This window comes from Pseudarthrobacter sp. 10T415 (assembly GCF_056394175.1).
On the sequence record NZ_JBFTHJ010000022.1, the window covers coordinates 34,587 to 60,671 of the forward strand.

A 26,085-nucleotide genomic window follows, 5' to 3' on the forward strand; every position below is an offset into this window, starting at 1 on the left:
CTACTCCCCTACCCGGTCACCCAAGGATTGGCGGCCGGCGCCGCTGCCACCGGTACCGGTTCTTCTTGCGGCCGCGGGCTGTACTTCTTGATGGATGCTTCCACGGCGTCTTTGTGGGGCCCGGTGTACCAGGGCATCGTGCGGACCAGGGTCGCCGGAGCGCCGGAGGCGAGGACGACGGCGCGGCCGCGGTCCAGCTCCGCGAGGTTGGAGACGTCGAAGATGCGCTCCTTTGATTCCTGGCGGGAGCGGCTGGAGCCGGATTTGCCGGATGAGACGGAGACGTTGATGTAGCTGTAGTCACCGATCAGGTCCGAGAGGGCGCGGAGGAAGCCTTCTTCGGCGACGCCGCCGCCGTAGACCTTGACATTGGCGGCGGACCAGATTTTCCGCATGTTTGCCTCTCCCCAGAGCTCGACGCCCTGGGACCAGGACTGCAGGATGCCCATGACTATCAGGCCCTTGGAGCCGTAGTGGCTGAACTGGTCCGGCAGGCCGGCCCACCGGACAACGTTGGCCAGCTCGTCGAGGGCGAACACGGCCGGTTTGGGTAGGCGTCCGCCGCTGCGCTCGGCCCGTTCCTCCATCGCCTCAGCGATCGCCACCGTCAGCGCGGTGGTCAGGGGTGCGGCTGAGCCGGCCCCTTCCTTGGAGAGAATGTAGATCGTCTCCTGCGAGGCGGCAAAGGCGTGCGGGTTGAACTGCCGGCGCGCATCACCGGCCACGGTCGCGCCGCCGGTCGGGGCGACCCAACGGAGCGTGTTGCGGCTCTTGAGGCACTGGATCATCTTCTCGGCGGTACCGAAGATCCCGTCGCGTTGCTTGTCAGCCAGCTTCAGCGTGGACTCCAGACCCTTGTACTGCAGCTCGTAGCCATGCTCCCGAAGGATCTCGATGGGTTCCTGGCTGACCTGCTCGGTCACCCACAGGTAGACCTGCGTGATCGGCAGACCGCCCAGGGCGGCCGCGAGGAAGTACGAAGAGAGGATGTCTTCGGCCTTGGGATCGAAGTAGGCGTCTGGCTTGGACCCGGGAACCCGGGAACCGACCGCGAAGTGCTGGGTGAGTTTGTAGGCCTTCTCTTCGTCCGTGACGTAGGAGAGCGGGTTCCACCACCAGTCCGGTTCTTCCTGGGCGATCTTCTGTGGGTCGAACACCCACACCGGGGCCGTGGCCTCGCGGACGCCGCGGGTGCCGTCGACCACGTCGCGCTTGTTCGACGTCGAGACAACAGCCCCTGGCGCGTCGAGAATCGCGGGCATCACCCGTGAGGTGGACTTACCTGTTCGGGGTCCCCAGATGTCGAGGCTGAGGTCTTCCCAGGACTGGACGAATATCTGGCCGGTGGAGACCACTTTGCCCACGACGATGCCGGGGTTGTCCTTGATTCCCAGCCGATCGGCCTTGGCCTGCGCTCCCTTTTCGGAGAAAGCATTGAGGGACTTTCCGCGGCCGAGGTAGCGGGCGGCCTTGTCGACCCGGGCGCGCTTGGACGCACCCTGCCGCCACGCCACCACGACGACTACTGCCAGCGCCAAGACGAGTGCGGCCATGACGCAGACGACGACGGTGGCCTGGACAGGCCACGGCACCTTGCCCTTGATAAGCCCAGCGATCAGGTCGACGGGATGAGTGGGAGGGGCATCCACGCCGGCCATCCACGATCCAAGGTGCACGGCGGCGTACGTACCGCCACCGAAGACGATGATGAACCCGATGGCGACCCAGACCAGAGTGGCATCCCCCAGGCCCATGCCCTTACGGTTCGGTGCGCTCACTTGTTCTTACCTCTCCCCTTGCGGCCCCTCAAGACAGGTTTTACCTTTCCAGGAGTAATTGTTTTGCTTTTTTCCAGCCTCTCGATATCCGCTCGAAGCTCAGCAATCAGATCGTCAGTTTCGGCCTCACTGCTCCAAATTGGTTCTAAAGAGAAAAGGGTGACAACAATCACCGGCCAACCAATCCAAGGGCCGAGCTTGGGGTCTAGGTTGAAGGCAACCGCAGAAGCTAGAACTCCGATAAGAGTTATGCCGTTTCGAATAGGCGTGATTTCGGGGTTGTAGATAGTTGTCTTGTACATGGCCCATAGGCCGAGTGTCAGGAGCGCAGCGAAAATCGTAAGTGCGAGTGAAAACCACAGCCACGGGGAAGGATCTGGAAGCCGTGGTGCTGCAAGGACGGTCGGTGCCTGCAGGTAGGTGACAACAGCTCCCACGAGTGTCAAGGCGCTCAGGAGGATGAGCACAATGCTTCCAGCTCGGTTCCATACCACGATGACAAGAGAGAGGAAGAGAGCAGTCAGGAGGGCGGATGCCACCATTATGGGGGTGCCGGAATTCACAGCATATTCAACTACAAAGTTTGCAGTTAGTGCGGCCCCTAGTAGAGCTAGGATCCCAGTGCGGTGGAACCAGGAACCCGGGTTGGCTTTCGCCAATTTAATGATTTTCTTAAGTTTCACAGTGAGCTTCCTTCGGCGGGCAGGATGGGCGCCGTGGGGTCGAGGATGGGTTCCGGGGATCCGTGCCATTTGCCGTCGGTGTCGTTGACTCCGTCGGGGCCGTGTTCCACGGAGGTGAGGCCGACCTGTACGGGGATGCCGGGGCGGCCGCCGACCTTGATGAGGAATTTCCCGCGTCCTGGTGGTTCGACGTCGACGCCGCGGGAGTCCCAGGCGGGCGGGTCCTGCCAGGAGATGAGCTTTTGTTGTTCCTGCCGGGACAGCGGTATCGCGGAGGTCAGCAGCGGCATTTCGGAGGCGGGCAGGCCGCCGCAGATGACCATGCCTGAGCGTTCGACGAAGCCGCGGGCTTTCATCCGGTCCTCTTCGGCCGAGAGTGCCAGCAGGTCGGACATGGTGTGGGAGATCATGATCTGTCCGACGCCGACGGACCGGTTAAGCCGGGTTAGGGCGTCTACGCGGTCGACCATGCCCTTGCCGGCGCGCAGGGCCCGCCACAGCTCATCGAGGACGACGAAGTAGTTCCTGCGCGGCTCCAGGCCGGCGTCGGCGAGGGCGTTGGCGACGTTCACCGTCCCGAAGCCGTAGGACCAGCAGGCCAGCAGCACGGCCGCCTGCAGGTCGGTTTCGGTCTCGTCGATGCTGGAGACATCGAAGACCACGGCCCGGTCCCGCTTCATGGGGTTGGTGGTCTGCCGGGAGAAGATTTCCCCGAGCTTCCCTCCCCCGGTCAGGCCCAGCAGTGTTGCTTCCAGCGCCCGGGTCTCCTGCAGGTAGATGTTCATGTCGCCGCGGTCCAGTGCGACCTGGCGCAGCTCGTCGGGAGCGGAGACGATCACATCCAGAAGGTCTTTCAGGACCGGGACGCCGTCGAAGCGTTCGTCGAGGACGCGCAGTGCCCGGTCCAGGATGGTCTGTTCCTGGTCGGTGGGCGGGTTGTTCCGGCTGATCGTAATGAGGGAGACGACCATGGTCAGGCGCCGGCCGTGGGCGTCGGCGCGGACCCGTGCTGCGTCGTCGTGGCGGCCGCTGTCTTCGAGCAGCTGGGCCGCTTCGACGGCCTGGCCGGGGTCGAGGATGTTCATGTAGCCGACGCCGCGGCCGAGCTTGATGACCTGACCGCCGAGGGCTTTCACCGCTTTAACGTGCTCGCCTTTGAGGTCGCCCAGGATCAGCGGGTGGACGCCCTGCGCGGAGAGGCCGATGAACATCCGGCGCACCACCGTGGATTTTCCGAGTCCGGGTTTGCCCAGGATGAACGCGGACGGGTTGGAAATCAGCCGCGCGCGCTGGAACCAACTGACTGGGTCACAGCAGACCGTTGCCTGTGTTTCCTCATGCCGGCCCAGGGGGACACCGATCATGGGTGAGGACGCACCCGAAGAGAACGGCCACAGACCGCAGACCTGCACCGTCGTTCCCCGGTACTCCCGGATGACCGGCAGCAGCTGAGCCATGCCGCCGCCCCGTCCGATCCAGCCCCGCGAGCCCGGGCCTGCTTCCTTAGCCGGGGCTTTTGCTGTCTTTACTGTCTTTGCCTTCTTTGCTGTCACGAGCTTCATGCGGGCCATTAGAGGGCGTCCTTTATCTCGGTGGGCACCATGCTGTGTTTGGGCAGGACCAGCCCCAGGGGCAGGGACGCGGCGAAGGCGGTGTCTTGGGAGCCGTAGGCGCGGCGCAGCAGCACCCGGGCGGTACCGGAGGTCTGCTCAATGGCGGCGACGGCGTCCGGAAGGCGGTCCTTGTCAGTGACTGTGGCCGTGACGACCATGCCGAAGTTCACCAGACCGGCGCCCTGGGCTTCTTCCTGCGCCGTCTGCACTGCGGACCGGGCATCAACCAGAGCACGGGCGGAAGGCCGGTTACCGGAGGTGATGCGGACGTTGGCGTTGTTCTGGTCCCGCTCAACCACAGCTGCTGCGCGGGCGGAGTCCATCGGGCGGTACAGCAGGGAGACGCGCTTGCGGTCGATGTCCCCGTGCGGGGCCAGAAGCCGGGACAAGACCGATGAGTTGACAGACCCTCGGGGCGCGCCCGTCATGGTCCAGGAGGCCGAGAACGCGGAGTCGTGCCGGTAATCATCCCAGCTGGCCTGCGTCGCGGTCGGGCCGACCTCGCCCCACTTCAGGGACACCGGGGTTCCGGCGGCATGGGCTTCGTCAATGATCAGCGCTGCGGGCGGGTCGTAGGCGATCCGCACTACCTCGCAGAGTTCCTGCGCGGACATGGGCCGGGCGATCCCGGCCCCGGTGGACTGGAGCCGGGCCGACAGCCCGGGGATCCGGGAGGCCAAATCCCGGGCGACGTCTTCCGGGGTGCGCTTTTTCGAGCCCGCACGCAGGGAAGCGTTGAAGGTCAGGGACACCCAGGCGCGGACCGTGGCCGAGCCTTCCGGGTAGGTGTCGACGACCTCATGGAGCATGTCTTTGGCGAACTGCGGAGCGTTAGGGTCGATGTTCATCATGACCTCATTCCGCAGCCGGTACCCGGAGTCCGGAGCCGTCTCAACGGTCACGGCCGCGGCGTCCAGGCCGGCCTCGTCTGCCAGCCCGGCGAGCCAGCCGCCCCAGTTGGCCACCCAGGCGTCAACCTGTTCCGGGTCCACGAGGGAAGCCCCGTCGGGTTCGGTGGAGAAGATCACGGTGAAGTGGCTGGTGGCCGGGACGTGGAGCATGGCGAAGGGGCGCTTGTAGGAGTCGGTGAAATCGTACAGCGTGGACTTCGCTGCCAGCCCGGGGAGCTGGTACATGCCCCACTCGGTCACACCCAGCGGACCGGAACGGTACAGGTTGGTGCCGGAGGACTTGGAAACCTTGAAAGCCAGGCGGGTACCGAAACGGTCTACTACTGACTGGCCGTGCTTGTCCTTCACGGTCAGCAGCAGCGCGCAGGCGCCGGCGACGGCAAGGACGCCGAGGCCGACGAACAGGCCCCAGATGGCGAAGCTGACGATGCCCAGCAGGAGGCCGATCATCACGATGCCGGTGCCGATAGCGCCGAGATTGCCCAGGCCGGCTGAGCGCGGGACGCGCCAGTTGCCGTAGGACGGTTCCTTGTACTCGGTATTAATTGCTGCCACTGGGGCCCTCCCCTGTTGAATCCTGCGCGGTCGTCTTGATTGCCTGCGACGTCGCGGACGCCACCTGTACGCCTGTGGCTACAGCCATGCCAGCCGGGCCCGTGGCTGCGGCTCCAGTCGTAGCCCCAGGACCTGCGGTGGATGCTGCCGTCCCTGCTGTGCCCGGGTTCCCTGTGGTGCCAGCGGCGCCGCCCGGACCGGTAGATCCGGGTGTCGGCTGACCTCCCCCGCCGCGAGGCCCCGAAGACCCGGGGCTTCCCTTGGGAGATTCGTTGGTGTGGGTGCTGGTTGTGTTGCTCGTGCTTGCCGGGGTCGGTGCTGCGTTGCCGCGCCCGCTACCGGAACGGCCTAGGGAGACCGCTCCGGTGGCAATAGCACCCACGGCTGCTCCGGCGGCAGCGCCGCTGCCAGCAGCGACGGCGCCAACCATTGGAGTGACGAACCGCATCAGGGCTGGAAGTGCGAACAAAGCCACGATCATCAGGGTGAATCCACTGATGGAGCCCACGAGAGCGTCGCGGCCGCTGGTGTTTCCCATCAGCAGGAACGCGACCGAATACACGATGGCAGCAGCCGGCTTGTAAAGGATGAAGGCGATACCCCAGCCAACTGCCTTCTGGAACCACTGCCTGCCCATCTCCGTATTGGTGAACGCGGCTGTGGTGGGCAGGATGCCTGCGAGGATCACCAGCATGCCGCTGCGGACGACCATGAGAACGATCTGAACCAGGGAAGCGATCAAGCCGACGAGCCCCAGGACAATAAGAATGAAGACGCCGACGCCAGTTTGCCCGGTCATGACCAGGACATTCATGGACGCGGCGAACCCTTTGCCGTCTGTGGACCGGGCAATGATAGCGGCCGCGAAAGCATCCGCGGCGATGATCAAGATCGAGATGACCCCCACACCCAGGCTCGACACAACAGTGAGCGTGATGAGGGAGCGCAGAAGATCCTTCAGCGGAGCGCCGCGCTGCTCCCAAATCATCCGGATACCACCGAAGATGACTGCCAACACGGCCAAGGTCAGCGTCCATGGCCACAGCTGGCTGTTCACCGTCGAGACCACCGGGGTAACTCCCGTTCGGTCCTCGCTGATCAGGTTCACCGTCGGCATGGAGACCCAGAACGTCGACAGGGTCGTCACCATCTGGCTCATTCCCTCCATGATGGACTTAGCCAAATTGCTGATCGCATCATCAGCCAGCCCTGCGGCCCAGTTCTTCAGCTCACATCCGGCGTCGAGCATTCCGCATCTCTCCGCCATGTCAGGCTCCTGACCAAGGAATGAACCCGCTGAGGTCCCGGATCTGGGTAATCTCGTTTACCAGTCGACCCGAGTCAGCAATTGCCAGCTTCCAGTCACCTTCTTCCCACTTCAGAGGAAGTACCGCATGACCCAATACGCCGGTGTCGGTTTGGAAGGCGATGTCCACATTGGCTGCCGACCGGGAGTAGCTCTTAACGACGAAGCCACGGAATTGAACGGTTGCACTTGGCGCAGCGGTTTCAGACATTGCTTGGGCATCAGCTTTGGCAATGTCCCTGCCGGGCCCGGGAAGCAAGAGGGTGTCCGTCAGTTTTTGATTGACTGCCCGGTCTCCCGAGGAACCCATGGCAAGAAGGTTGGCAGCGGCATAGAGCGCTCCTGTTGGCGATTGGGCAAAGCACGAACGGAAGCCATCTTTGTCAGTGGTTCCTGGGCCGAAGGTATCGGGCTCTGTAGGCGTAGCCATCTTGCCCACAAGCTCCCATCTTGTAGCAGGAGCCGTCCCCAGCGCTGTTTCGGACCCGGAAGGCAGCCCACAGACGCTGCCACCAGCGGAAGAGGCGCTGGAGCTAGCAACAGTTGTGCTGCCAGTTTCGAGAGTAGATGGTGCTGGCTGGGCATCCTCCTGTCCTTTGGGAAGCAAGAAAATGATGATGGATGCGGCGATCAGCGCGACCACCAGCACTGCCGCGATGATGAATCCGGGCTTGGTGAACGGATTGCTTTCCGTGGTGCTCTCTGTTGACTGGCTCATATGGAACCTCCCGTTGATTGGTGCTGTCTTAGACGAAGGCGCGGACGATGCCCGCAGCTCCGGTGATGATGATGCAGCCCATGAGGACCCAACCGAGCTTGCCTATCGCTTGCGCGCCTTCACCGCGCTGGAGCTGGATGACCATGCCGATGCCGACGATGATGACGCCCAGGACGCCCAAAACGAGGCCGATGCCCGAAGCCCAGTTCAGGATGGTCAACAGACCGCCAGCCTGCGCGGGGACGACGGGGGTCGGGTTGGGAATAACGCCGGTTGAGAGTGCCGTAAACGTGTTCATGGTGAGACCTTTCAGTGGCTAGTTGTCGTGGCCAGGGCGGCCACGTCGGTAAGGAAGCGCTGGTATTCACGGACGGCTGGCAGCTCCGTGGTGTCCGTGTGTCGCCAGACGTCCACCCAAGGCAGAGTCCAGAACCGTGGCGCTCCGCCGCCTACGAGGGCGGCGAAGTCCCGGAGTGCCTTGGGTGACTTTCCCGGAGCGTCTGCCATAACGACGAGGCCGAGCAGGTCGATCTGCGGGGCCGCACCTGACGCCCACTGGGTGAGCGCGTTCCTGGCAGTCGTCAGGCCACGCATGTCTGCGCGGCAGACCAGCAGCACCCGCGGCTTGCCGCCGGCGGGAAGAACAGGCCAGCAATGATCAGTCGAACGGGCAGAATCGACAAGGTCAGCAATGCGGCTTTCACCCGCTCCCCCATGGGTACCGACGACCCAGAGACGGGCTGTGCCGACCATGGTGCGTGACGCGAGGCGGTCTGCCGCGTCTGGCTCGACCATGCCCCGCAGCGGCGCGCTGATGGCGGCCGGCGGCGGAACAGCCGCGTCCAGTGTTTCCTCAGCCAGTTCATCGGCTGTGGGGCGGGTAACCCAGGGGTTCAGGGGTCTGTTGCATGGTTCCTCCACAACTCGTACGTTCAGTGGCATCGTTCTAGAAGCCTTTGGCTACGGCGGCCGCCGCCGCGAGCCACGCCCGCTGGGTCGCGGGCTGGAGCGCTTCGTAGCGGATAGGCCCGTTAATCAGGGCGGGGTCGTACGGGATACGGACGACGGCGCGCACGAACGGCTCGAAGCCGTCCGCGATCCGCTGTGCTTCGGCCTTGGCGCGCTTCAGAGCCTCCCCGGTCATGCTGCGCTTGGCGTCGGTAGATTCGGAGACGATCACGACGGCGTTGCGTGCCAGCTCGGCGTCGTGGCCACCACGGGATTCGAGGGTCTGCAGCGTCAGCCGTGCGGCTTCTGCACGGTCTTCAATGGCGGTGACCGGGACGACGAGCTGGTTGGTGTGGTCGATCATCCGCCGCCAGTTCGCTGCGCGGGCGGTGTTGCCGGAGTCCATGATGACAAGCCGGTAGTACCGGGTGAGGACCTGGTGGGCGATGTCCACTTCCTCTGCGGTAACTTCGTGGTCGCCTTCTTCGTTTTCGTCCGAGCGCAGCACGTCGAACTTATCGGCGGTCTGGTGGTGGACGAACTTTGCGATCTCGGCCGCGTTCGTGGACGGGGACAGCAGCTCGGTGGAGGAATCGATCAGGTCCAGGACGCTACGGTCGTGGACGCCTTTCTCGGTCCGCCATCCCAGGGTGCCCTGGGATTCGTTGTTGTCCCAGGCCACGGTCGCGGCGCCGCTGTAGCGGGCAAGGATCGCCGAGAGCATCACGACGGTGGGGGTCTTGTTGGCCCCGCCCTTGCGGTTGACCACAGCGATGGTCCGCGGGCCGGGCCAGTGCTGGCTGACAGTGCGGATGTCTTCACGCTCGGACAGCTCCTCTTCCGAGGGGTCCATTCGGAAGCCCAAGCGGGTCAAGGCCCCGCGCCAGCCTTGTGTCGCAGGCTCCAGCACAGGGGCGCTGACCAGGAAGGAGGTCTCCTTCAAGCTGCGTCGGGTCACCGGCGCATCGGCTGCAACAGTCTGCTCGGGTGCCGCGGCGTCGGCGGGAGCCGCGTCCTCTGCCAACGCCGTCTCCGCTGGAAGGGGCGGCCACGGTTGGCGTTCCACGGTCGGCTGGGCAGCTTCAGGCTTCACCACAGGTGTTGGCGCTGGAGTCGTGTTGGCCACTTCTTCGACGGTCGCCACAGCGGGCGTGCTGGCGGGTGCCGCGGTGCGGCGGCGGGCGGGGCGGGGCTCGTAGGAGACGGATTCGACTTTGCCGTCCGGGTGGACGATCAATTCGCCGTGGCCTTCGGGATCCTCGATGCCGACGCGAACGGGGCGCTGCAGCGTCTTGGCTTCGGCCACGACGAGGGCAAGTGCATTGTCGCGCAGGTCCTGCAGGGTCTCCCCTGCTGGGACGACGCGTGAGTTGCCGGCGACGGTGACCTCGGCGGTGCCGTTGCCGCTGATGATGGCCTTGATGTTCGGGAAGGCCAGGACCTCTGTTGGTGTGGTGCTCATGAAACCTGATTCCTTACGTTGACGGGGTCGGTGAAGTCCGGGCGCTCAAGAGGTTGGCGGAGTGAGTCGGTTGACCTTCCACGGGGCCTCCGGGCCCGTGCGGAGCAGCTGCAGGGTGTAGGTCCCGGCATCGGTTGGCACGGCTGCCACAACGCCGTAGCCGTTGACCTCATCGACTGTCAGTGTTGCGGGGCCAGTGACCCGAGTGGCGGGGACATTGGCCGGATCCACGGCGGAGTAGTCGGCGGTGGCCTGCGGCGTGAGCCAGCGGGCGAGGTCGTTGGCCCACTGCTTGTCCTCCACGCCCGGGCGGGCGAAGTCCGTCATGGCCTTCTGGGCGATGTCTACGGCGGCGTCTTTGCTGGCCTGATCCCAGCTGATGCCGATGGTGGCCGGCACGGTGCCGTCGGGGGCCTGCGGGCCGCTGCCCGCGCTCAGGGAGACCGGCGCCGAGGCTGTGGCGACCGTGCTGGTCGCCGGGGCCGGAGTGGTGTTCGCTGCCGGTGCGCACGCCGTGCACAGCAGGACCATCGCGGCCAGTGGCAGGGACTTTTTCACTTCTTCTCCTCTTGGGTGGGCAGGTACAAGAAGGCTGACGGCACCGTGTTGCTGACAGTCCGGGTGTAGTAGTTGTGGTCATCCGGGGGTGGGTTGCCGTTGTAGCCCTCTTCGACGTAGGTCCCGTTGTCCTTGACTTCCTTGACCACGGCGACATGGCCAAAGGTCGAGTCCGCTCCCCCGGCCCCGGGCGCGTACCAAACGACCGCCCCAACCCGGGGCGTCTTGCCTGTGGCCCAGCCCTTGGCATCCCAGCCGGCCTTCCAAGTCAGGGCCGAACCCAATCCCTGGCCGTCCGGGCGGAAGGTGCCGTTAAGAAGCTTGAACGGGGCGCTGGTGGACCCCATCTGCTGGTTCACCCGCCACAGTGCGAAGTCCACGCATTCGCGGTAGAACATGCCCAACGGCGACGCTGCCGCTGTCCCCCCTCCGGCCTGCATCCAGGTCGGTGAGTTCTTCCAGGGGTAGTCATCCCCGGCTCCGGACTGCCCAGGGATAGCGCAGCCGCTGCCTTCCAGCGAGAACTTGCCGTCCGAGAGTGCCTGGACGAGTTTCACTGACTCGGGCCAATACTTCTGATAGTGGTACGGGTCGGCATTGCGCTGGACCTTATTGCCGGCAACGGTCGGCTCCAGCAGCTCCCAGCCATCCACCTTCTGCAGCGCCTTGATGAAGTTCGTCGCGCTGATGGTCGGGTCCATCCGGTCCGCGTACGATCCCCAGGCGCCGTTCCCGCGCTGCTGGAAGAGTCCCCGGGAATCCGGCCCGGCGACGTCGCCACGGTCCAGGACACGGAGCCCCGACTCCCCCAGAGCGACCATGACGCTGATCATCTGGCCCTTCACAGGCAGATTCAGCGCCTTGCCGGCACCCATGATCGCCGCAGCGTTCCTCAACTGCTCTTGGGAGTAGCCATCGACCTTCATGTCGCCGTTGATGACCACTGAGACGGCCGAGCCGCAGTCGGCAGCGGCGGGCTTTGCCGGGGCAAGGAGTAAGAGGATGGAAAAGACCACGCCTATCAAGATGCCGGGGACCACGATCAGGGCCACGAGACCAAGTGACTTTCGCTGCATGTAAATCCCCCTTTGAGCCCCCGGCTGGCCCCTGCCAAGGATACCGGTCTGTAGTGGACATGTACAATGCATGTAGTGGACGCGCTTCATACGCCTCCAAGGCTTGAGGAACGTTTACGATGAATGGGCTTCGATACTCTTCCCGGATCGGTGCTGGAGGGCGGGACTTAGATGCTGACGACACGGCGTGGTCTGGCCTGCTTGACCCTCCTTGCTCCGGCGGCCGCATTATTCGGATTCGCGGTTGTCATGGCGCGCAAGATCGTCAAACGAGGTCCAAAGGACTACCGTCGCGCCCAGCTGACAGATGATGGCCGCAGAGTCCGCATCGCCTTGGACGACTACACCAAAGCCCACGGCGACTTCGCCGTGTTCGACCCTGCGGCCGAGCGCTATACCCGGGTTGGCAAGGTCACCCTGATCGACGAGGATCACAAGTTCGTCGAACGGCTAATCCATCCGACCCGTTCCGGTTCAGCGAATCTGGGACCGGTGGTTGACTGGACCCCCGACGTGTTCTTCGAACCCTCCGGGGTGTCCGAGCGGTTTGGAGAAGTGCTCATCCCCACCGCCTACGGTGTGGCGCCGGCATGGCTATTCCAAGGCCAAAACGCGGAAACTTGGGTGATCCATATCCATGGCAGCTGGACTGATCGCTCGATCATGTTCCGCGATGTCCACGCCTTCAGTCCCTTGGGATTTACCTCTTTGGTGCCCTCATTCCGCAGCGACCTGGAGGTCAGTCCGCCACAGGTCCAGTCGAGTCACCTTGGTCAAACGGAATGGCGTGACGTGGAAAGCGCTGTGGCCTATGCCGTGGCTCATGGAGCGCAGCAAATCATCCTTTCGGGCTGGTCGATGGGCGGAACCATTGCCCTGCTCACAGCGGAGCGCAGCGCCTACCAGGACCGGATCGTGGGGATGGTCCTGGTAGGACCGGTGACGAGCTGGCGCAAAGCCATTACGGCGGGGGCGGCAGCGGCCGGCGTTCCGGTCATGGGAGCCAACTTGGTCACCTCCTTGCTGCAGGTTCCCCCATTCGCGAAGATGCTTGGGCTGGAGGAACCGATCGATTTCGATGTCCTTGAATGGGTCGACGCACCTAATCGGGTGTCCATCCCGACGCTGGTCCTGCACTCAACCGCGGATCGGCAGGTCCCCTGGGAAATCTCGGCGGCGTTCCAAGCCGCGAATCCAGACACCGTGACCCTAATTCCCTTACCTGAGGCGCACCACACGCAGGAATGGAATGCCTCGCCTCGTATCTTCACCAAGGAGCTCACGAGCTGGGTCACCAGGACGATCCTGACCGAGCAAGGCTAAACCTGCGCGTCCAGCTTGGCCTCAATTTGGTTGATCCTGTCCTGAACAGACTCCGGGAACGGGAACAAGTTTCCCCGTTGGTAGTTGTGCAAAACAATGAGGCTCTTGTAGACCCCATTTTCCAGCGTTTCATTGAACAAGTCCCAGGCCGGACTAACCCGGGAATGATCTGCATTCACCCGGATCCTCAGCGCAGTAAGCCAGAGCGCGTCGATCATCCAGAGCCGCAACTTCGGCAGCTGCTTGGACAGGAGAAGAATCAGCCACCCCGCAGCTGTCACCGAGAGGCCAGCATAGAAAAGCCGGTCAAACCAGGCTCCGATCGCCTCTGCGACAGCATGCCAGGGCGTGAAGTGGAACAGCAGCACATATGCGATGTGGCACGAGACGGCAGCCGCAACCACGACCAAGCCTGCTGAAAATGTTGCATACAGGCCCCTGGCCTTGTGCCGGAGCATGTAGATGATCCTGAGCACGGTGAATAGCAACGCGAGCATGTACGTGCCGCTGTACGTGGCAGTTGCAAGCTGGTCCATGCGGTAATCAATGAAGTCCGCAGAGGTTGGACCTTTGTCTCTAATAAGGGCAAAGCTGACAATCATGACGGGAACGCTCAGTAACGGGGCATAGTAGGTCCATCTGACTGGTACGTTTGCCAGCCGCCGCACACTGTCGTTGAAAAAGAAGATTGCCAGCAGCGCGAAGATGGCTTGAAGAAGGTTCGTTACGTTGATGCCACCGAGGTAGCTGTCGATGGATGCCAGCGGTGTAACCGTCCCCAGCACATAAAGCGCCGCGAGGCCGAACATCGATGCCACCCACGATGCCCGGGCCTCCACCACTTTGACCACCGAGGGGATCCGAAGGAGGCAAAGGCAACTCAGCAGAGCAAAGAGCAGCAGTTTCATGGTTTAGAGGAAAGGCTCAGGCGTGGACGAGCTGCGTGCGCGGGTTTTCTTGGACATCTCGAAAGCGAACTCCTCTACCCACCGTTCGACAGGATGATTCGGAACAGACCGGCAGGTCACACTAATTGCGTCCGCGGTCTCCCTCAGCATTTCCTCGGAAAGATTCGGCAGAGTTATGGACGTCCCAAGGCTCTCCAGATATATGTGGCCCAGCTCGTGATAGATGCAGTGAAACTTGTACTGCTGCGATTTCTGTGGGGGGAAGTAGACGTTAATGCGGTCTTCAAACTCGGCTTTGAAGGCCGTTAACGCGCCCCAGGACTCATCAAACTCGATCAGATTGATCGGCTTCTCACAGATCACGGTCAAGCGGTCCACAACTTCATCCAGCGACGTCGTGTTGTCTCCGCATAGCTCCCGGACCTTGTCTGCGACCGGCGGGAGGCCCATTCAGTCTTCCTCTTCGCCGTTCATCGATGCATCGATGATCCTGGTAATCGTCCGCAGCATTTCGGGTGAGGTGGCCCCCAGGTTTCTTGCCGCAAAGTTCTTCACCTTGAGCTTGCGCATCTGCACAAGGAACTCCATGCGCGCGTCCACCTCAGGAGGAGTCCCGCTGTTGAGATCACACAGGTAACTGGCGGGTACAGCAAAAACGTACTCTGCTATGCCCTTTAGCAGTTCCTGATCGGTCACTAGGCTGCCGGTGCCGTTGATCAAGTAGGACCACCGCGTCCGGGACAGGTGGATTCCGTGTGCGGAAAGGGCTTCTTCCACATGCGGGTACGTGAGCGCTGTGTTGTTATCAGACTCCCAGATGTCGACCAGGATGCCCATGCGGTCCGCCAGCCGCTCCTTCTTCTGTTGCTGCGTGAGAAACACGCTGCGGCCCCCATTTGCCATCTACGTAGCTCCTTAGCAGCTCAGCCTCTTGCGTGTACCGCCACACAAAGTAGGCGGGCAGCTGTCAAAAATGTTACCCGATGACTACCGGAGGGTACAGGCGATGAGTTGTGCATGTGCGGAGCATGTAGGTAGTGTGTCGACTGCTTGGCATCTTTCCAATGAGCGCCAGGTGGCATCGCGGCAGAATCTGTAGGTCTACAGGTTCTCTGGAACCGAAGTGAGGGTGAGGGACTTGGAGGAATACCGTCCACCCAGGCTGCTCGGCAAAAAGGCGCCCCTGAATTGTCTTGTGCTCCCAGATCAGCACCACGCTGCGTGGGAGGCTACGCAGCGGTACGACATGGCCTTCGGCGAGTACATCGGCGCTCTAATCGACCGCGCGGAAGGATGTCCCAACAAGCTTGATGGGATGCAACGAAGGGCAATGCCTATCGAGGAGTCGTCGGACACGTCACAAAAAGCGACACGCGCCCGTTTTCTGAAAACAAATCCCGAAGGGTCTATACGGCCGGTGATAGTTTCGGAGCAGTCGCAGGGACATGCACCTAGTCCTGGTGGCGGTGAATACAACGATGAAGCTGTAGGCGTTCAGGCGGCTACAAAATCAAAGGACACAGCAAATGACGGCAGTAGCAGTTAATCGAGGCGGCGGGCGCCCCAGCAAGGGCCTGCGTAAGTTCATTGGTTTTCGCTCACCCGAACCCACCGCTGACGGCATCGCCAAAGTGGCAGCTCATAAGGGCCTGACCGTCACGGAATATCTTCTGTCCGTTGTCGAGCCACAACTGAAGGAAGATCTGGCTGCCCTCGACCAGGACGACTACCAGCAGGAGCTGCCCATCCGCATCGCCTCATGACAAAAGAAGGCCCGCACTAGGCGGGCCTTCGAAGCTTGAGACTTACTCTCTGGATTGCTTGCCGGCGGATCAGATTGTAAGTCGTGGAGGGCCTGATAAGGCCATCCCTTGTGTTGCTATGAAACCGATCTGGCAGGATCGGCCCTTTTTCGTACCTCAATCCCCGGAAGGATTACTCACATCGTACATCAGCATGTCTCCGTGCTTCCAGCATGCCCAGCTAGAGGCGTGTCAAGCCAACGGGACACCGCGTCCAATGTCTGGGCAGCTCTGGCACCTCTGTTGGCTGGCCAACCTCGAGTCCGCCTCTCCAAGGACGCTGGAAAGTCGTATCCGCAGAAGCATGAGCGAAACCTTACCGAGGCCCTTCCCTCTGTTCCTGCTGCGGTCCGGATCTTTGGTAAAGACGGCACCTGCGCTGCGATTTTCCTCGACTTCGACTCTTCCGTAGCTGGCCAAGAATGGGTCCAGGCCGATGTCCGGGCCGTCCAGATCTGGCTGCACTCGGTGGGCGCCCGCTGGATCGAGGACTACTCACCCAACGGTGGCCGCCACGTCTACGTCCCGCTGGCGCAGCGGGTCACCTTCTCTGAAGCGCGTGATCTTGTCGAGGCGCTGGGCACCCGGTACCGGACCCTGGACAAGACCCCGCACCAGAACCTGCTTCACGGCTGCATGCGAACCCCTGGCTCGCCGCACAAGCGTGGCGGGTACCAGGAGCTGGCAATGAGTCTGTCCATGGCTTACGACATCGTCCGCCGTCCCAACAGCTCAACAATCTGGACTGCAATGACGAACGACCTGGCCGCCGAGATCAAGGCAGTCCGGGCCCTCCGTCTGCAGGGAACCCTCTCGGCCGCCACCTCCGAGGCGCCGGCCACGGAGCGATCTACTGGCCGCATGTCCCGGACCATGCAGGTCCTTGCACAAACCGGGCTGTACGACACGAACCGCTACGCCACGGACTCCGATGCACGCCAGGCGGTTCTCGTTGGCGCCGCAGCGGCCGGCCTCGAGCTGGTCGATGTGGAACGTCGGATGTTGCAGGGTACCTGGCCCGGATTGGCCTCCTTTTACGCCCGGTACGCCGCCCGGCACCGGCTCACGGCCGTGCGCCGGGACTGGATGAACGCCCTTGCCTACCTCAGTAAAAACCCGGCCAAAGAAGACGGGAATAACAATGTCCGCAGATCCCCCACAAGCCAGCCAAATACACAGGGGGCAGTGCTAAGGAACTCAACTTCGATTTCAAATCCCGATGCGGAGCATCGGTTCATCCGGACTTGGCGCAGTGCTCTTAGGATCAGAGAGACTAACTACCAGCAATCCAGGACAGGGATGGCTAGAAGGATGGTGTTGCGGGCCCTGGGAGAGGCAGCCCACATGACTGCATCGCGCTTCATTGAATTTGGGGTCCGGTCCATCGCTGTGGCCACCGGTCTCGATCACACCACCGTCGGTGTTCACCTGCGAGAACTGCGCGCCGAGAAGGATGCCCTGGTCACCCTGGTGGAAGAAGCCCGCGGAACGAAGGGCGATCTGTACATGCTTACTGTCCCCGAGGAGCTCAATGCTGCGGCTGAGGATGCCACCTGGCAGAAGGGGAAGGTGCACGCCCTCCGGCCCGTCTTCCGGGAACTGGGTCTGCCCGCGGCATTCGTTTACGAAGCACTGGAGCACTCCCCCGGGCTGTCCACCACCGAAATCGTCAGCGCCACCAGCCTTTCCCGCTCTGCCGTCCACGAAGCTCTTGAGATCCTAGCCGCCTGGAATTTGATCAGCCGCAACGTTGGCCGGATGTGGTCAGTTGTAGCGGCCACATCCCTCCACCAGCTGGCCGAGCGGCTAGGAATAGTGGAAGCCGTGGCCGCCCAGGTTCAGCGATACCGCGCCGACCGAATCATTTGGCGTGAGTGGTTGGCCAAGAACGTCAACACCGTCGCCGAGCTCCTCTCCCCCGACGATGATTACCCCTGGGAAATGTTCGAGGGGCCACCCGACGACTGGTCGCTTTCCGACATTGCGTTTCGACGGGCTGGCTGATCCTCAAATCTGGGTCTGCTGATGAGCATTCAATGATCGTTCCTAAGCAAGTCGGACGGCCTTGCAATGCGCGGAACCAGTCGCGGCGCGCCTCCCCGAGTAGACCGACCTAGTCCGGAATTATGGAAGTAGAAGAAGCCCCGGCGATATGCGGGGCCCTCAAAACACACTCCCGCAGTGGACCGCTCTGGCCCCAGAGTGGTACCACACCGACACCACACTAGGACGGTATTTCAGTGATCATTCTGGTTGCGCATCAAAAGGGCGGGGTTGGTAAGTCCACCATCGCCGTGAATATAGCCGTAGAGTTCACCTCCAAAGGTAAGAGCGTCATCATTGTCGAAGCTGACCCGACTGTAAAAACGTCCAGCACTTGGGCCAAAGACCGTGAAGACAGTGGATACTCCCCTATCACCACTGTTCGTCAGACCGGCAACCTTCGCGGGACGCTACTCGATTTGGCAGACAAATATGACGTGGTGATAGTAGATGCACCTGGTAAGGATTCCTCGGAGATGCGGACTGCAATGACAGCTGCTGATCTCATGCTGGTGCCGGTCCCGCCGAGCCAGCCCGACCTTGACACGACCGAGAGTCTGGTCGTCACCATCAATCAGGCACGGGACTTCAATCCTGACTTGAGGGCATTAGCTGTACTGAACCGAGTCCCCACCAACGTGTTTTCTGAAGCGGATTCCGAAGCACGTACTTACCTTGCCGATTTTCCCGAGCTGCGTGTAGCCCGTACTAAGCTGCACGAACGTAAGGTTTACCAGACCAGCGTCTCCGAAGGCTTGGGTGTCGTCGAGATGAAGGATTCCAAGGCTAAGCGTGAAATCCAGCTTCTGACCGAGGAGGTCCTGGCATGGTGAGGCAGAGGGGTCGTACCGATCCGCAGACGGAGAAGCAAATAGAGGCCTTTGCTGCTCGGGCAGAACAGCCCCTTGCTCCTGTAACTGCACTCCCCCAGCCGGCTGAGGTGACGCCGGCCGTGGTCGACGAGCCCGTTAAATCGAAGACGCCGACGGCTCCGAGGGCCGCAGGATCCGGTTCCGCCAGGGCCCGCATCCTTGCTCCTGCTATGGAAGCCTGGAAACAGCGGAACCGCGAGCCGAAAAACGGGGGCATCAACTTCCGTGCCAGTACGTCTCAGCTGGAGTTGCTGCGGACTGCTGCACTCGTCGAGGAGATCAGCCAGCAAAAGATCTTGGAGCGTCTCGTCTGGCCCATCCTCGAGGAGAAATACGGTTCGAGCCTCTCCGAATAGCCTCTCCCCCACTTGAGTGTCATTGCGGGCGGTACCACACCATCCTGGTGTGGTACCGCCCGCAGTTGTTTCCGACCCGGTTCTGCCTCCCCTGCCGAGACACCTTTTCGGCCTGATAAATAGCCAAAGTGCAAGCTCTTTGCCGTACTGGTGTGGTACTCAGCGGTATGGGAAATGTTGTCCTCTTGCCGGTCTGGTACTAGTCCGGTACTGGTGCGGTCGTGCCATCGGTGTGGTACTAGTGTGGTACTAGTGTGGTACCAGTATAGAGTTACTACCGGTATGGTGCTGGTTGGTGCTGGTGTGGCATGCCGTACCGGTGCGCCTAAATCGGTGTGGTACTAGTGCGGTACCGGTACGGTGTCGGCATGGTGCAAGTACCGGTGTGGTTGTGGTAGGGGATTAGGATGGTACTGGTGTGGTACTGGTATGGTACTGGCACGGTACCGGTTTCGGTATATATTTGGTGCTAGTCCGTTAGCAGTATGGTCCTCGTGCAAGAGTTGCCCACAGTGCAGGTCAGGAGCTCTGGTGGTGCGGTACCAGCTCGCCGGCGGTAGCAGCGTCGCGAGGGGCCGGTGGGGGTGCACTGGGGAAGGGACTAGGGCGGTATTTAAGTCGCTGTCCAAGGCGTACCTTCTCGAGAGTCCAAACGTCGTTGCCGGTGGTGGCGTCAACTCGGGGATGGCGATGCTATTGCCTACGGGCCACTTTCTGGGCTGGTATTACACCGATGTGGTACCACAATGGTGTAATACGGCGCTTAAGGCCATGGCATGGCATTATCCAATGAGTTGGGCCCGCCTGACACCAGTGTGTCGCATAGCAAAAAACTGGCAAAGCCCCTCACACAAAAGGTTTTGAGACATAGTTATGCGAATCTCCGAGAGCAGAAACGTCGCGTGATTCCGCAGGAACCAGGACCACCTAAGGAACCGTGCCAGTGAGACGTCGAGTATGCCAAGGGCTTCCAGACAGTGTGGAGCGTAGTGCTTGGGGCGCCTTCACCCTGCGGGGTAAATTTCCCCATCAGGGATAGAGACCGATGCAGGAAAGCATGACCTGGTAGCGCGCCTGGACGACCCGCCTGCTGGCGGTAGTCAGTTCTCACCGTCGCCCGCACAAACCTTGAACCGCACCGGCCAAATGTCAGGGTCTTCGGGTCAGGGTGCTTTCCAGTGCTGCCAACAGTCTTGGCGCATGGTTGCCTACCCTGAGGTCTACCGGCCGCTCTCCACCCAACGGGTGGCAGGGTGTCATCATCCAGAGGGCGAAGTAGTTATGAGGGATGCGCTGTTCTATCGCGCGCTGGAATAGGCCCACGACGACTGGATCCAGCGACAGATCCCGCTGGAACTGGAAACCAGGACAAAACGTGCCGTCGTCAATGAAGACACGAACGAGTTGGCGCAACGCCGGTTCGGCATCCGGAAAAACGGCTTCGAACCGTTCCCGGGCCTTGCTCAACGCTGGCAGACCGAATTCATCGCGGATGGCGTCCCATAACTGCGGTGGGATGGGGGAACGGTATAAGTCAGTTGGCATCGATGATGGCGCCCAAAAGCCATTGTGTGGAGGTGGGCTCACGGCGTAGCAGGAAAGTTCGCAGCGCTGAGCTTGCTGATGAAACCTGGACTTGCCAGTGTTCGATGTCGACGACGTTCCCGACACCGACGGGCACGGTGTTGCGGGTTTCCCCCCAGGAGTCTCTGGTGAACCAGTGGGCGCTGTCCAGGCTCGGGTCGACTGCCCAGATCCGGTCGTCGTAGCGGATGGCCAGGGGAGTGCCGGCGGTGGTGAAGCGGACATCGACGGGAATGCTGAGTGTGGGGGCTTCGGGGGTGATGGTCATTGCTGGTGCTGTTCTTTCCGGGGGTAGCTGCGTGGGGGAGTGGTGTTAGGCGGCTTTGACGAGGGGGAGTTCGTCCCAGTGGGTTGTGTATCTGGGCGAGAGCATGTCGCGTTTCATGGTCCAGTCCGGGCCTCCGCGGATCCCGCCGTAGCCGAGACCGATGGACCCGCGGCCGTACCGGCGGGTGACGTCTTCGAGCAGGGGGCCGATGTGGCGTTCCTCGTGGGGATTTTCGAACAGTTCGAGGGGTTTTTGGTTGCCTGTGGGCCGTAGGTCGGTGACCATGAACCCGGCCCGGGCATAGCCGATTCCTTCGACGATGCGCGGCAGGAGGGCGTGGGCTGCTTTGGTGAGAATGACGGGGTCGGCGGTGGGCATGGGCAGCGGGACTGACACGGCGGGGTAGGAGGTGTCGTTGGGGTTGAAGTGCGAGGTCCCGGCGAAGGCGGTGAGGACTTTGGCCTGTAAGCCATGTTTGGCCAGCCTCGCGGAGGCTTGTTGGCCGTAGACGCTCTTGACCTGGCGGACGCCGGCCTTTGTGGTGATGGGTTTGGCGAAGGAGCGGGAGAAGATCAGCTGGTCCCGGCCGATGCGTTCTTCTTCCATCGGGATGCAGGGGGTGCCCTGCAGTTCCAGGACGGTGCGCATCACGACCACGTTGAACTTGTCCCGAACCAGCACCGGGTCGGCTTGGGTGAGGTCGGCTATGGTGAAGATTCCCATGACGTTCAACCGCTTCGTGAGCCGCCCGGCGATGCCCCAGACTTCCTCGACGGACAGCCGGACAAGCAGGGCCTGGCGCGCTTCGGCGGGGATGGAGTCCCAGTGGCAGACTCCGTTGAAGGTTTTGTTGTTCTTGGCCCACTTGTTCGCCAGCTTCGCCAGCGTCTTGGTCGGGCCGATGCCAACGCATACGGGCACGCCGACGTTCCGCCGGACCGTGGCCTTGATCGACCGGCCCATCGCCGCAAGCTCCGCGGGAGTGCCTTTGACGCCGAGGAAGGCCTCGTCGATGCTGTACACCTCGAGCCAGGCTGAGTACCGGCCGAGGAGTTCCATCACCCGGGCGCTGATGTCCCCGTAGAGTTCGTAGTTGCTCGACAGGGCAACCAGGCCCCATTCCTTTGCCCTGGGTGCGAGTTTGAACCAGGGATCGCCCATGGCGATGCCTAGTGCCTTGGCTTCGGGGGAGCGGGACACGGCGCAGCCGTCATTGTTCGAGAGCACGATCACCGGCCGTCCTTCCAGGGACGGGTCGAATGCCCGCTCCGCGGAGGCGTAGAAGCAGTTCACGTCCACGTGCGCAATCTGCGGCATCCGCCGCATCAATGCAGGTTTAGACACCGCCAGCTCCTCCGCTAGGACGCGGGGCTGCCAACGGGGCACTGTGCTCACACCGGGGTGCCGTAAAAGACGCCAGCGGAACCACTGAAGACTGAAATAGCACATAGGAACGAATAAGCACGACAGCAACACACCTATAATCGAAAGTATATTCGAAGAGCTTACAGCGGGGCACTGACAATGTGGTTTTCCACCAGGCTGTATCCAACGGCAGGACCTGGACGCCGTTCGGTTTGTGGTCAGGGGCGGCGCACTGGGCAGGGCGGGTGGGGGAGCGGAGGCCCTTCCGAGGAGAGGAAAGCCGGGCCAGGTTTTGCCGGCTGCTGGGCGTCTAGGAGAGGCGGCGGTAGGGGCCTGGCTTTACCTCGACCAGGAGGGGCAGCGGCAGCTGGACGGGGTCGGCCCCGACGGGCTCGTCGAGCAGCTCGTTGATCGAGGTCTGCCCTGTCAGTTGCCCGGATGCGTCCCGTTCCATGTCTTAGGCCCTAGACGCCGACTCGTCGGCTCATTTGCGGACTCGCTGAGCCCGGGATGCCTGAGGGTCCGCGTTCTGCGAACGCGGACCCTCAGGGGCGTAAACATCCTGCTGCTTACATCTAAGAGCATCCCACAAAACCCGGTACGCAGCTCCCCGGACAAGCCATCAGGCCCCGGTTGAACGGACCCGGCCGCAGCGGGCAGGGGAGTGGGCGGCCGTCTGAGACGGCCCAGCCCCGTGCGGCTGCCCCCGGCTCTGCGCTGCCGGTGCACGCCGGGGCTGGTCGGGGCACGACGCGGACCGGGCGTCCTAAGCCGGAGCGGTTCTTGGTTTCTGGCCGCTGCGCCGGCGGCCTTCGCGCCAGCCGGGAAGGAGGTCGTTGAGTTGCTCCGCTTTGACCGGGTCCATCCTGCCGGCACGGTAGTCGATCCGCTGGGTATGCAGCCACACCCCGAGGGTGCGCTCGTCCCTGTCGTCGGTCTTCTGGTGCCGCGGCCAGTCCCCGCCGCCGGACCTGACGTCCCGGATCCGGTCCAGGCGTTGCTGCCACCGCACCTCGTCCTCCGTTTTACGGGTCGACGGCGTGTCCCATCCGGGAATGACCGCCAGAGCTTCTCTGTACACGGGGGAGAAGGTTCCGGCGGCTGCTTCCTGCCTGCGTCGCAGCAGCCACATCCCGAGCGCCCGCTTCCGCGGCGTCTTCTCGTGGGTGCCCGGCAACCGCCCGTGCTTCCTGTAGAAGGCCAGGACATCGGAGAGGTTCCGCCGCCCGGCCCACACTGTCCGCCGTCGCGGCGAAGCCAGGGCCGCCTGGTGCTCCTCACGAAGCCCCGGATCCTGTTGCGCGGCGATCTGCAGGTGGTACCGGACCGTCGTCGCCGCGGCTCCGGCGCCTTCGGCGATCGCAGACGTCGGCGTACCCTGCCGGTACAGCAGAACGAATTCAGGATCGGGCGCCATACGCCGGCTACCAGTAGTCACCCTTCCGGTCCTCCTTTCACTACCGGTCCTAAGCCTAAAGCGGGGCACCACTCCCGTGCGGTGACTCCTCGCCGGGCTCGCACTAGTGGGAGCGCCCACTCCGCAAGCCCGCGGCCGGCTGCTGGGCCCTGCCGGACCGTCGCACGGGCCAGAGCATTGTGGTCACCTCTCCGCCGCGCTCCCTGCAAAATATAATCCGGCTGGTCCCTTGGGGTGCGACGAGAGGGTTTTAGTGCGCATGCGACCAGCTTCTGCTTAGGCGCGAGCGTCCCGGGCGAGGACGGCGCTGCAGCTGCCCCGGAGCGGGCCGGGCGCATCAGGAGGAAGCTGCCCTGGTGGGCTGGTTATCTTTCTGCCAAGGCCAGCGCCCGGTGATTTCCAGTTCGAGGGAAAAGCTGAGAAATGTCCTGATGACCACGATGACGGCCAGTACTCCAACGCTGGTGAAGGTAGGGGTGACAGCAACGGTGCGAATAATGTCAGCGGCAACAAGAAGTTCCAGACCCCCCCGATGGCCCAAGCGGCGTGTACTCCGCTGTAGCTCTTGCTGCCGTCGAGCATCTCGAGGGTTCGGCGCGACCCTGTGCTAGAAGCCGCCGTCTTCCCGAAAAGAGTCTGCCTCCCGAGCTTCAGGTGAGCGAAGCGGACCGCTGGGCCGCACTTGCCCCTTTGACGCAAGTGGAGCCACGTCGGATGAACCAGTGACTCGGGCAGGCCACCTATTCGAGGCATAAGCCTTCCGCACGTCCGCTGGAGGATTCTCATACGCGCCACTCCCAAGTCGGTGCCCTGGCCCATCCGAGTGCCACTGAAGAGGTGGACTCAGCGTCCCTTACCCGGGCGAAGTGGGACTTGCTGATTGACTGAACCATGATCAAGCTTGAAGTCAGAATCAGGTACCTCATCAGCGACCTATGGGTAGATCCGAGTTTGATGGGGTGGACCCGCCGCTTCGAAAGTGGAGGCGAGAGCATTGAGATCAGGTTTCCCGAATCGCCGGACGAATTCACAGCCGCTGATTGGGAAACAGAAACGCCGCCCACACCATCGGTTGTTCCGGTGCCGGGTGTGTACGACGAACCCGGCTGGGACAGTCGGACCCTTGCCGTGCGGCTTCTCGCTGTCAGCGTGACACTCGAGGCCGACCTTCCCTCTGAGCGCCCTGAAGATCCTTTTGAAGGCGAATATGGCACTGCTTTGCAGCAGGCATATGAACGTGGGCTTAAGCGCTCCGAAAAAACGATGCAGGCATTCCTTGAATGGCTCCGCGCACTGGGGACTGCCCCGGCTTTTGTTGACTCGGGGTCTTAGGCCGCTGTGAGCGCGGTCCGGTTGATTGTTTCATATTCGATGGGCGTGAGTTTGCCCAGCCGTCTTTGCCGTCGCCGGCGGTGGTAGGTTCTCTCGATCCAGGTTGTGATGGCCAGCCGGAGGTCCTGTCTGGTGAGCCATCGCTGACGGTCCAGGACGTTCTTCTGCAGCAGCGAGAAGAAGGACTCCATCGCGGCGTTGTCCGCGCACGCACCGACCCTGCCCATCGATCCGGTGAGCCCGTGGCGACGGAGCGATTCAACGAACCGGCGTGACCGGAACTGCGACCCACGGTCGGAGTGGACCACCGTTCTTTCCGGTCTTCGTGCCTGCACCGCGTTCTCCAGGGCAGCGACGGCAAGAGAGGACTTCATCCGCGAGTCCATCGAGTAGCCGACGATCCTGCCGGAATAGACGTCCTTCACCGCGCAGAGGTAGAGCTTCCCCTCGGCCGTGGGGTGTTCGGTGATGTCCGTCAGCCACAGCTCGTTCAGCGCCGCGGCGGTGAAATCCCGCTCGACCAGGTCGTCGTGAACCGGCGGCCCGGGTCTGCGGTTCAGCCCACGCTTCTTCGAGAACACCGACCAGATGCCGTGGTCCCTGCACAGGCGCTGGACCCTGTTCTCGCCCGCTGTGATGCCTTTCCCGGGTAACTCGTCGGCGATGAACCGGTACCCGAACGCCGGGTCGTCGGAGTGGATGTCAAGGGCGGCGTTGACGAGGTGCGCATCGATCCAGTCCCGTTCCGTGACCGGGTTGGCCTTCCAGCGGTAATAGCCTTGCTTGCTAAATCCCAACACCCTGCAGGTCACCGCCACGGGAACACCGTCGGCGGCAAGATCCGTGACCAGCGGGTAGATCATTTTGGGTTGATGTCCCTGGCCAGATAGGCAGCCGCCCGGCGCAGAATCTCGTTCTCCTGCTCCAGCAGGCGGTTCCGCTTCTTCAACTCCCGCACCTCAGCCGACTCCGCCGCCGCTGGGCTGGTCCCGGAGTCCTTACGCTCAGCGATAGCGATCCAGCGCTTCAACGTCGTGACCGAAAGCCCAAAATCCTTCGCAATCTGCGCCAGCGGCGCCTCGCCCTTGCGGGCCACATCAATAACATCCTGGCGGAACTCCGCCCCATAAGCCGTGGGCATGGTCAACATCCTTCCACGAGCACAAGCTCGCTAGGTCAAGGAGTCAACAAAACCGGGGGCAGTCCC

25 protein-coding genes and 1 pseudogene are annotated in these 26,085 nt (G+C 62.6%); 6 read left to right on the forward strand and 20 right to left on the reverse strand.

The features are described from left to right. Positions 1 to 8 precede the first annotated feature (8 nt). Genes AC1DBN_RS19470 through AC1DBN_RS19520 form a run of 11 tightly spaced genes read right to left on the reverse strand, consistent with a single transcriptional unit; the run spans position 9 to position 11,608 of the window. Positions 9 to 1,778: a type IV secretory system conjugative DNA transfer family protein gene (locus AC1DBN_RS19470; RefSeq protein WP_477723980.1), complete on the reverse strand. Its 1,770-nt coding sequence runs from the start codon at positions 1,776 to 1,778 to the stop codon at positions 9 to 11. Next, positions 1,775 to 2,461, reverse strand: coding sequence for a hypothetical protein (locus tag AC1DBN_RS19475; protein WP_477723981.1), 687 nt, complete (start codon positions 2,459 to 2,461; stop codon positions 1,775 to 1,777). The genes AC1DBN_RS19470 and AC1DBN_RS19475 overlap by 4 nt, the downstream gene beginning before the upstream one ends. After that, positions 2,458 to 4,032, reverse strand: coding sequence for a helicase HerA domain-containing protein (locus AC1DBN_RS19480; RefSeq protein ID WP_477723982.1), 1,575 nt, complete (start codon positions 4,030 to 4,032; stop codon positions 2,458 to 2,460). Before AC1DBN_RS19480 ends, AC1DBN_RS19475 begins: the two co-directional genes overlap by 4 nt. Beyond that, positions 4,032 to 5,540: an SCO6880 family protein gene (locus AC1DBN_RS19485; RefSeq protein ID WP_477723983.1), complete on the reverse strand. Its 1,509-nt coding sequence runs from the start codon at positions 5,538 to 5,540 to the stop codon at positions 4,032 to 4,034. Before AC1DBN_RS19485 ends, AC1DBN_RS19480 begins: the two co-directional genes overlap by 1 nt. Further along, positions 5,527 to 6,807, reverse strand: a complete 1,281-nt coding sequence (locus AC1DBN_RS19490; RefSeq protein ID WP_477723984.1) for a TrbL/VirB6 family protein — start codon at positions 6,805 to 6,807, stop codon at positions 5,527 to 5,529. The genes AC1DBN_RS19485 and AC1DBN_RS19490 overlap by 14 nt, the downstream gene beginning before the upstream one ends. A gap of 1 nt (position 6,808) precedes the next feature. Further along, positions 6,809 to 7,564: a DUF8175 domain-containg protein gene (locus AC1DBN_RS19495; RefSeq protein ID WP_477723985.1), complete on the reverse strand. Its 756-nt coding sequence runs from the start codon at positions 7,562 to 7,564 to the stop codon at positions 6,809 to 6,811. A gap of 28 nt (positions 7,565 to 7,592) precedes the next feature. Further along, complete coding sequence (locus tag AC1DBN_RS19500) at positions 7,593 to 7,862, reverse strand: hypothetical protein (RefSeq protein WP_477723986.1); 270 nt, start codon at positions 7,860 to 7,862, stop codon at positions 7,593 to 7,595. Between the two features lie 11 nt (positions 7,863 to 7,873). Next, positions 7,874 to 8,506, reverse strand: coding sequence for a DUF6668 family protein (locus tag AC1DBN_RS19505; protein WP_477723987.1), 633 nt, complete (start codon positions 8,504 to 8,506; stop codon positions 7,874 to 7,876). A gap of 4 nt (positions 8,507 to 8,510) precedes the next feature. Beyond that, positions 8,511 to 9,974 (reverse strand): MinD/ParA family ATP-binding protein, encoded by a 1,464-nt coding sequence (locus tag AC1DBN_RS19510; RefSeq protein WP_477723988.1) that lies wholly within the window; start codon positions 9,972 to 9,974, stop codon positions 8,511 to 8,513. Positions 9,975 to 10,019: 45 nt separating this feature from the next. Then, positions 10,020 to 10,532 carry a hypothetical protein gene (locus AC1DBN_RS19515; protein WP_477723989.1) on the reverse strand — a complete coding sequence of 171 codons (513 nt, stop codon included), beginning with the start codon at positions 10,530 to 10,532 and terminating at the stop codon, positions 10,020 to 10,022. Further along, on the reverse strand, positions 10,529 to 11,608 hold the full coding sequence (locus AC1DBN_RS19520) for a CHAP domain-containing protein (protein ID WP_477723990.1): 1,080 nt from the start codon (positions 11,606 to 11,608) through the stop codon (positions 10,529 to 10,531). Before AC1DBN_RS19520 ends, AC1DBN_RS19515 begins: the two co-directional genes overlap by 4 nt. A gap of 201 nt (positions 11,609 to 11,809) precedes the next feature. Between AC1DBN_RS19520 and AC1DBN_RS19525 the strand changes: the two genes are divergently transcribed. Next, positions 11,810 to 12,931 carry an alpha/beta fold hydrolase gene (locus tag AC1DBN_RS19525; protein ID WP_477723991.1) on the forward strand — a complete coding sequence of 374 codons (1,122 nt, stop codon included), beginning with the start codon at positions 11,810 to 11,812 and terminating at the stop codon, positions 12,929 to 12,931. Here AC1DBN_RS19525 and AC1DBN_RS19530 read toward each other — a convergent pair. Genes AC1DBN_RS19530 through AC1DBN_RS19540 form a run of 3 tightly spaced genes read right to left on the reverse strand, consistent with a single transcriptional unit; the run spans position 12,928 to position 14,742 of the window. Continuing rightward, positions 12,928 to 13,839, reverse strand: a complete 912-nt coding sequence (locus tag AC1DBN_RS19530; RefSeq protein WP_477723992.1) for a hypothetical protein — start codon at positions 13,837 to 13,839, stop codon at positions 12,928 to 12,930. The genes AC1DBN_RS19525 and AC1DBN_RS19530 overlap by 4 nt on opposite strands. 3 nt (positions 13,840 to 13,842) lie before the next feature. Next, positions 13,843 to 14,289 (reverse strand): hypothetical protein, encoded by a 447-nt coding sequence (locus AC1DBN_RS19535; protein ID WP_477723993.1) that lies wholly within the window; start codon positions 14,287 to 14,289, stop codon positions 13,843 to 13,845. After that, a complete protein-coding gene (locus AC1DBN_RS19540) occupies positions 14,290 to 14,742 on the reverse strand; it encodes a hypothetical protein (protein WP_477723994.1) in 453 nt (150 codons plus the stop codon). It abuts the gene before it with no gap. Between the two features lie 623 nt (positions 14,743 to 15,365). On the opposite strand from AC1DBN_RS19540, the gene AC1DBN_RS19545 reads away from it, so the two are divergent. The 4 genes from AC1DBN_RS19545 (at position 15,366) to AC1DBN_RS19560 (ending at position 18,912) form a co-directional block, all read left to right on the forward strand. Further along, positions 15,366 to 15,602 (forward strand): hypothetical protein, encoded by a 237-nt coding sequence (locus AC1DBN_RS19545; RefSeq protein ID WP_138605593.1) that lies wholly within the window; start codon positions 15,366 to 15,368, stop codon positions 15,600 to 15,602. Positions 15,603 to 15,803: 201 nt separating this feature from the next. Next, positions 15,804 to 17,645, forward strand: coding sequence for a MarR family transcriptional regulator (locus AC1DBN_RS19550; protein WP_477723995.1), 1,842 nt, complete (start codon positions 15,804 to 15,806; stop codon positions 17,643 to 17,645). A gap of 236 nt (positions 17,646 to 17,881) precedes the next feature. After that, positions 17,882 to 18,517 (forward strand): AAA family ATPase, encoded by a 636-nt coding sequence (locus tag AC1DBN_RS19555; RefSeq protein ID WP_477723996.1) that lies wholly within the window; start codon positions 17,882 to 17,884, stop codon positions 18,515 to 18,517. Beyond that, positions 18,511 to 18,912, forward strand: coding sequence for a hypothetical protein (locus tag AC1DBN_RS19560; protein ID WP_477723997.1), 402 nt, complete (start codon positions 18,511 to 18,513; stop codon positions 18,910 to 18,912). The genes AC1DBN_RS19555 and AC1DBN_RS19560 overlap by 7 nt, the downstream gene beginning before the upstream one ends. A 1,534-nt stretch (positions 18,913 to 20,446) precedes the next feature. Here AC1DBN_RS19560 and AC1DBN_RS19565 read toward each other — a convergent pair. The 5 genes and pseudogenes from AC1DBN_RS19565 to AC1DBN_RS19585 all read right to left on the reverse strand — a co-directional run. Continuing rightward, a complete protein-coding gene (locus tag AC1DBN_RS19565) occupies positions 20,447 to 20,764 on the reverse strand; it encodes a hypothetical protein (protein WP_477723998.1) in 318 nt (105 codons plus the stop codon). Positions 20,765 to 20,809: 45 nt separating this feature from the next. Beyond that, positions 20,810 to 22,090, reverse strand: a complete 1,281-nt coding sequence (locus AC1DBN_RS19570; protein ID WP_477724003.1) for a Y-family DNA polymerase — start codon at positions 22,088 to 22,090, stop codon at positions 20,810 to 20,812. Between the two features lie 349 nt (positions 22,091 to 22,439). Then, positions 22,440 to 22,583 carry a hypothetical protein gene (locus AC1DBN_RS19575; protein ID WP_477723999.1) on the reverse strand — a complete coding sequence of 48 codons (144 nt, stop codon included), beginning with the start codon at positions 22,581 to 22,583 and terminating at the stop codon, positions 22,440 to 22,442. A gap of 312 nt (positions 22,584 to 22,895) precedes the next feature. Beyond that, complete coding sequence (locus AC1DBN_RS19580) at positions 22,896 to 23,567, reverse strand: helicase associated domain-containing protein (protein WP_477724000.1); 672 nt, start codon at positions 23,565 to 23,567, stop codon at positions 22,896 to 22,898. Between the two features lie 316 nt (positions 23,568 to 23,883). Then, positions 23,884 to 24,093, reverse strand: a pseudogene (locus tag AC1DBN_RS19585) (DUF1622 domain-containing protein); the annotation flags it as partial. A 344-nt stretch (positions 24,094 to 24,437) separates the two neighbouring features. Here AC1DBN_RS19585 and AC1DBN_RS19590 point away from each other — a divergent pair. Then, a complete protein-coding gene (locus AC1DBN_RS19590; protein ID WP_477724001.1) occupies positions 24,438 to 24,878 on the forward strand; it encodes a hypothetical protein in 441 nt (146 codons plus the stop codon). Here AC1DBN_RS19590 and AC1DBN_RS19595 read toward each other — a convergent pair. Beyond that, positions 24,875 to 26,019, reverse strand: a protein-coding gene (locus AC1DBN_RS19595) for an IS3-like element ISAcl2 family transposase (RefSeq protein WP_432244588.1) whose coding sequence is annotated in 2 segments (ribosomal slippage) — positions 24,875 to 25,743 and positions 25,743 to 26,019 — 1,146 coding nt in all. Because the reading frame shifts where the segments join, the coding sequence is not laid out codon by codon here. The genes AC1DBN_RS19590 and AC1DBN_RS19595 overlap by 4 nt on opposite strands. Between the last annotated feature and the right edge of the window lie 66 nt (positions 26,020 to 26,085).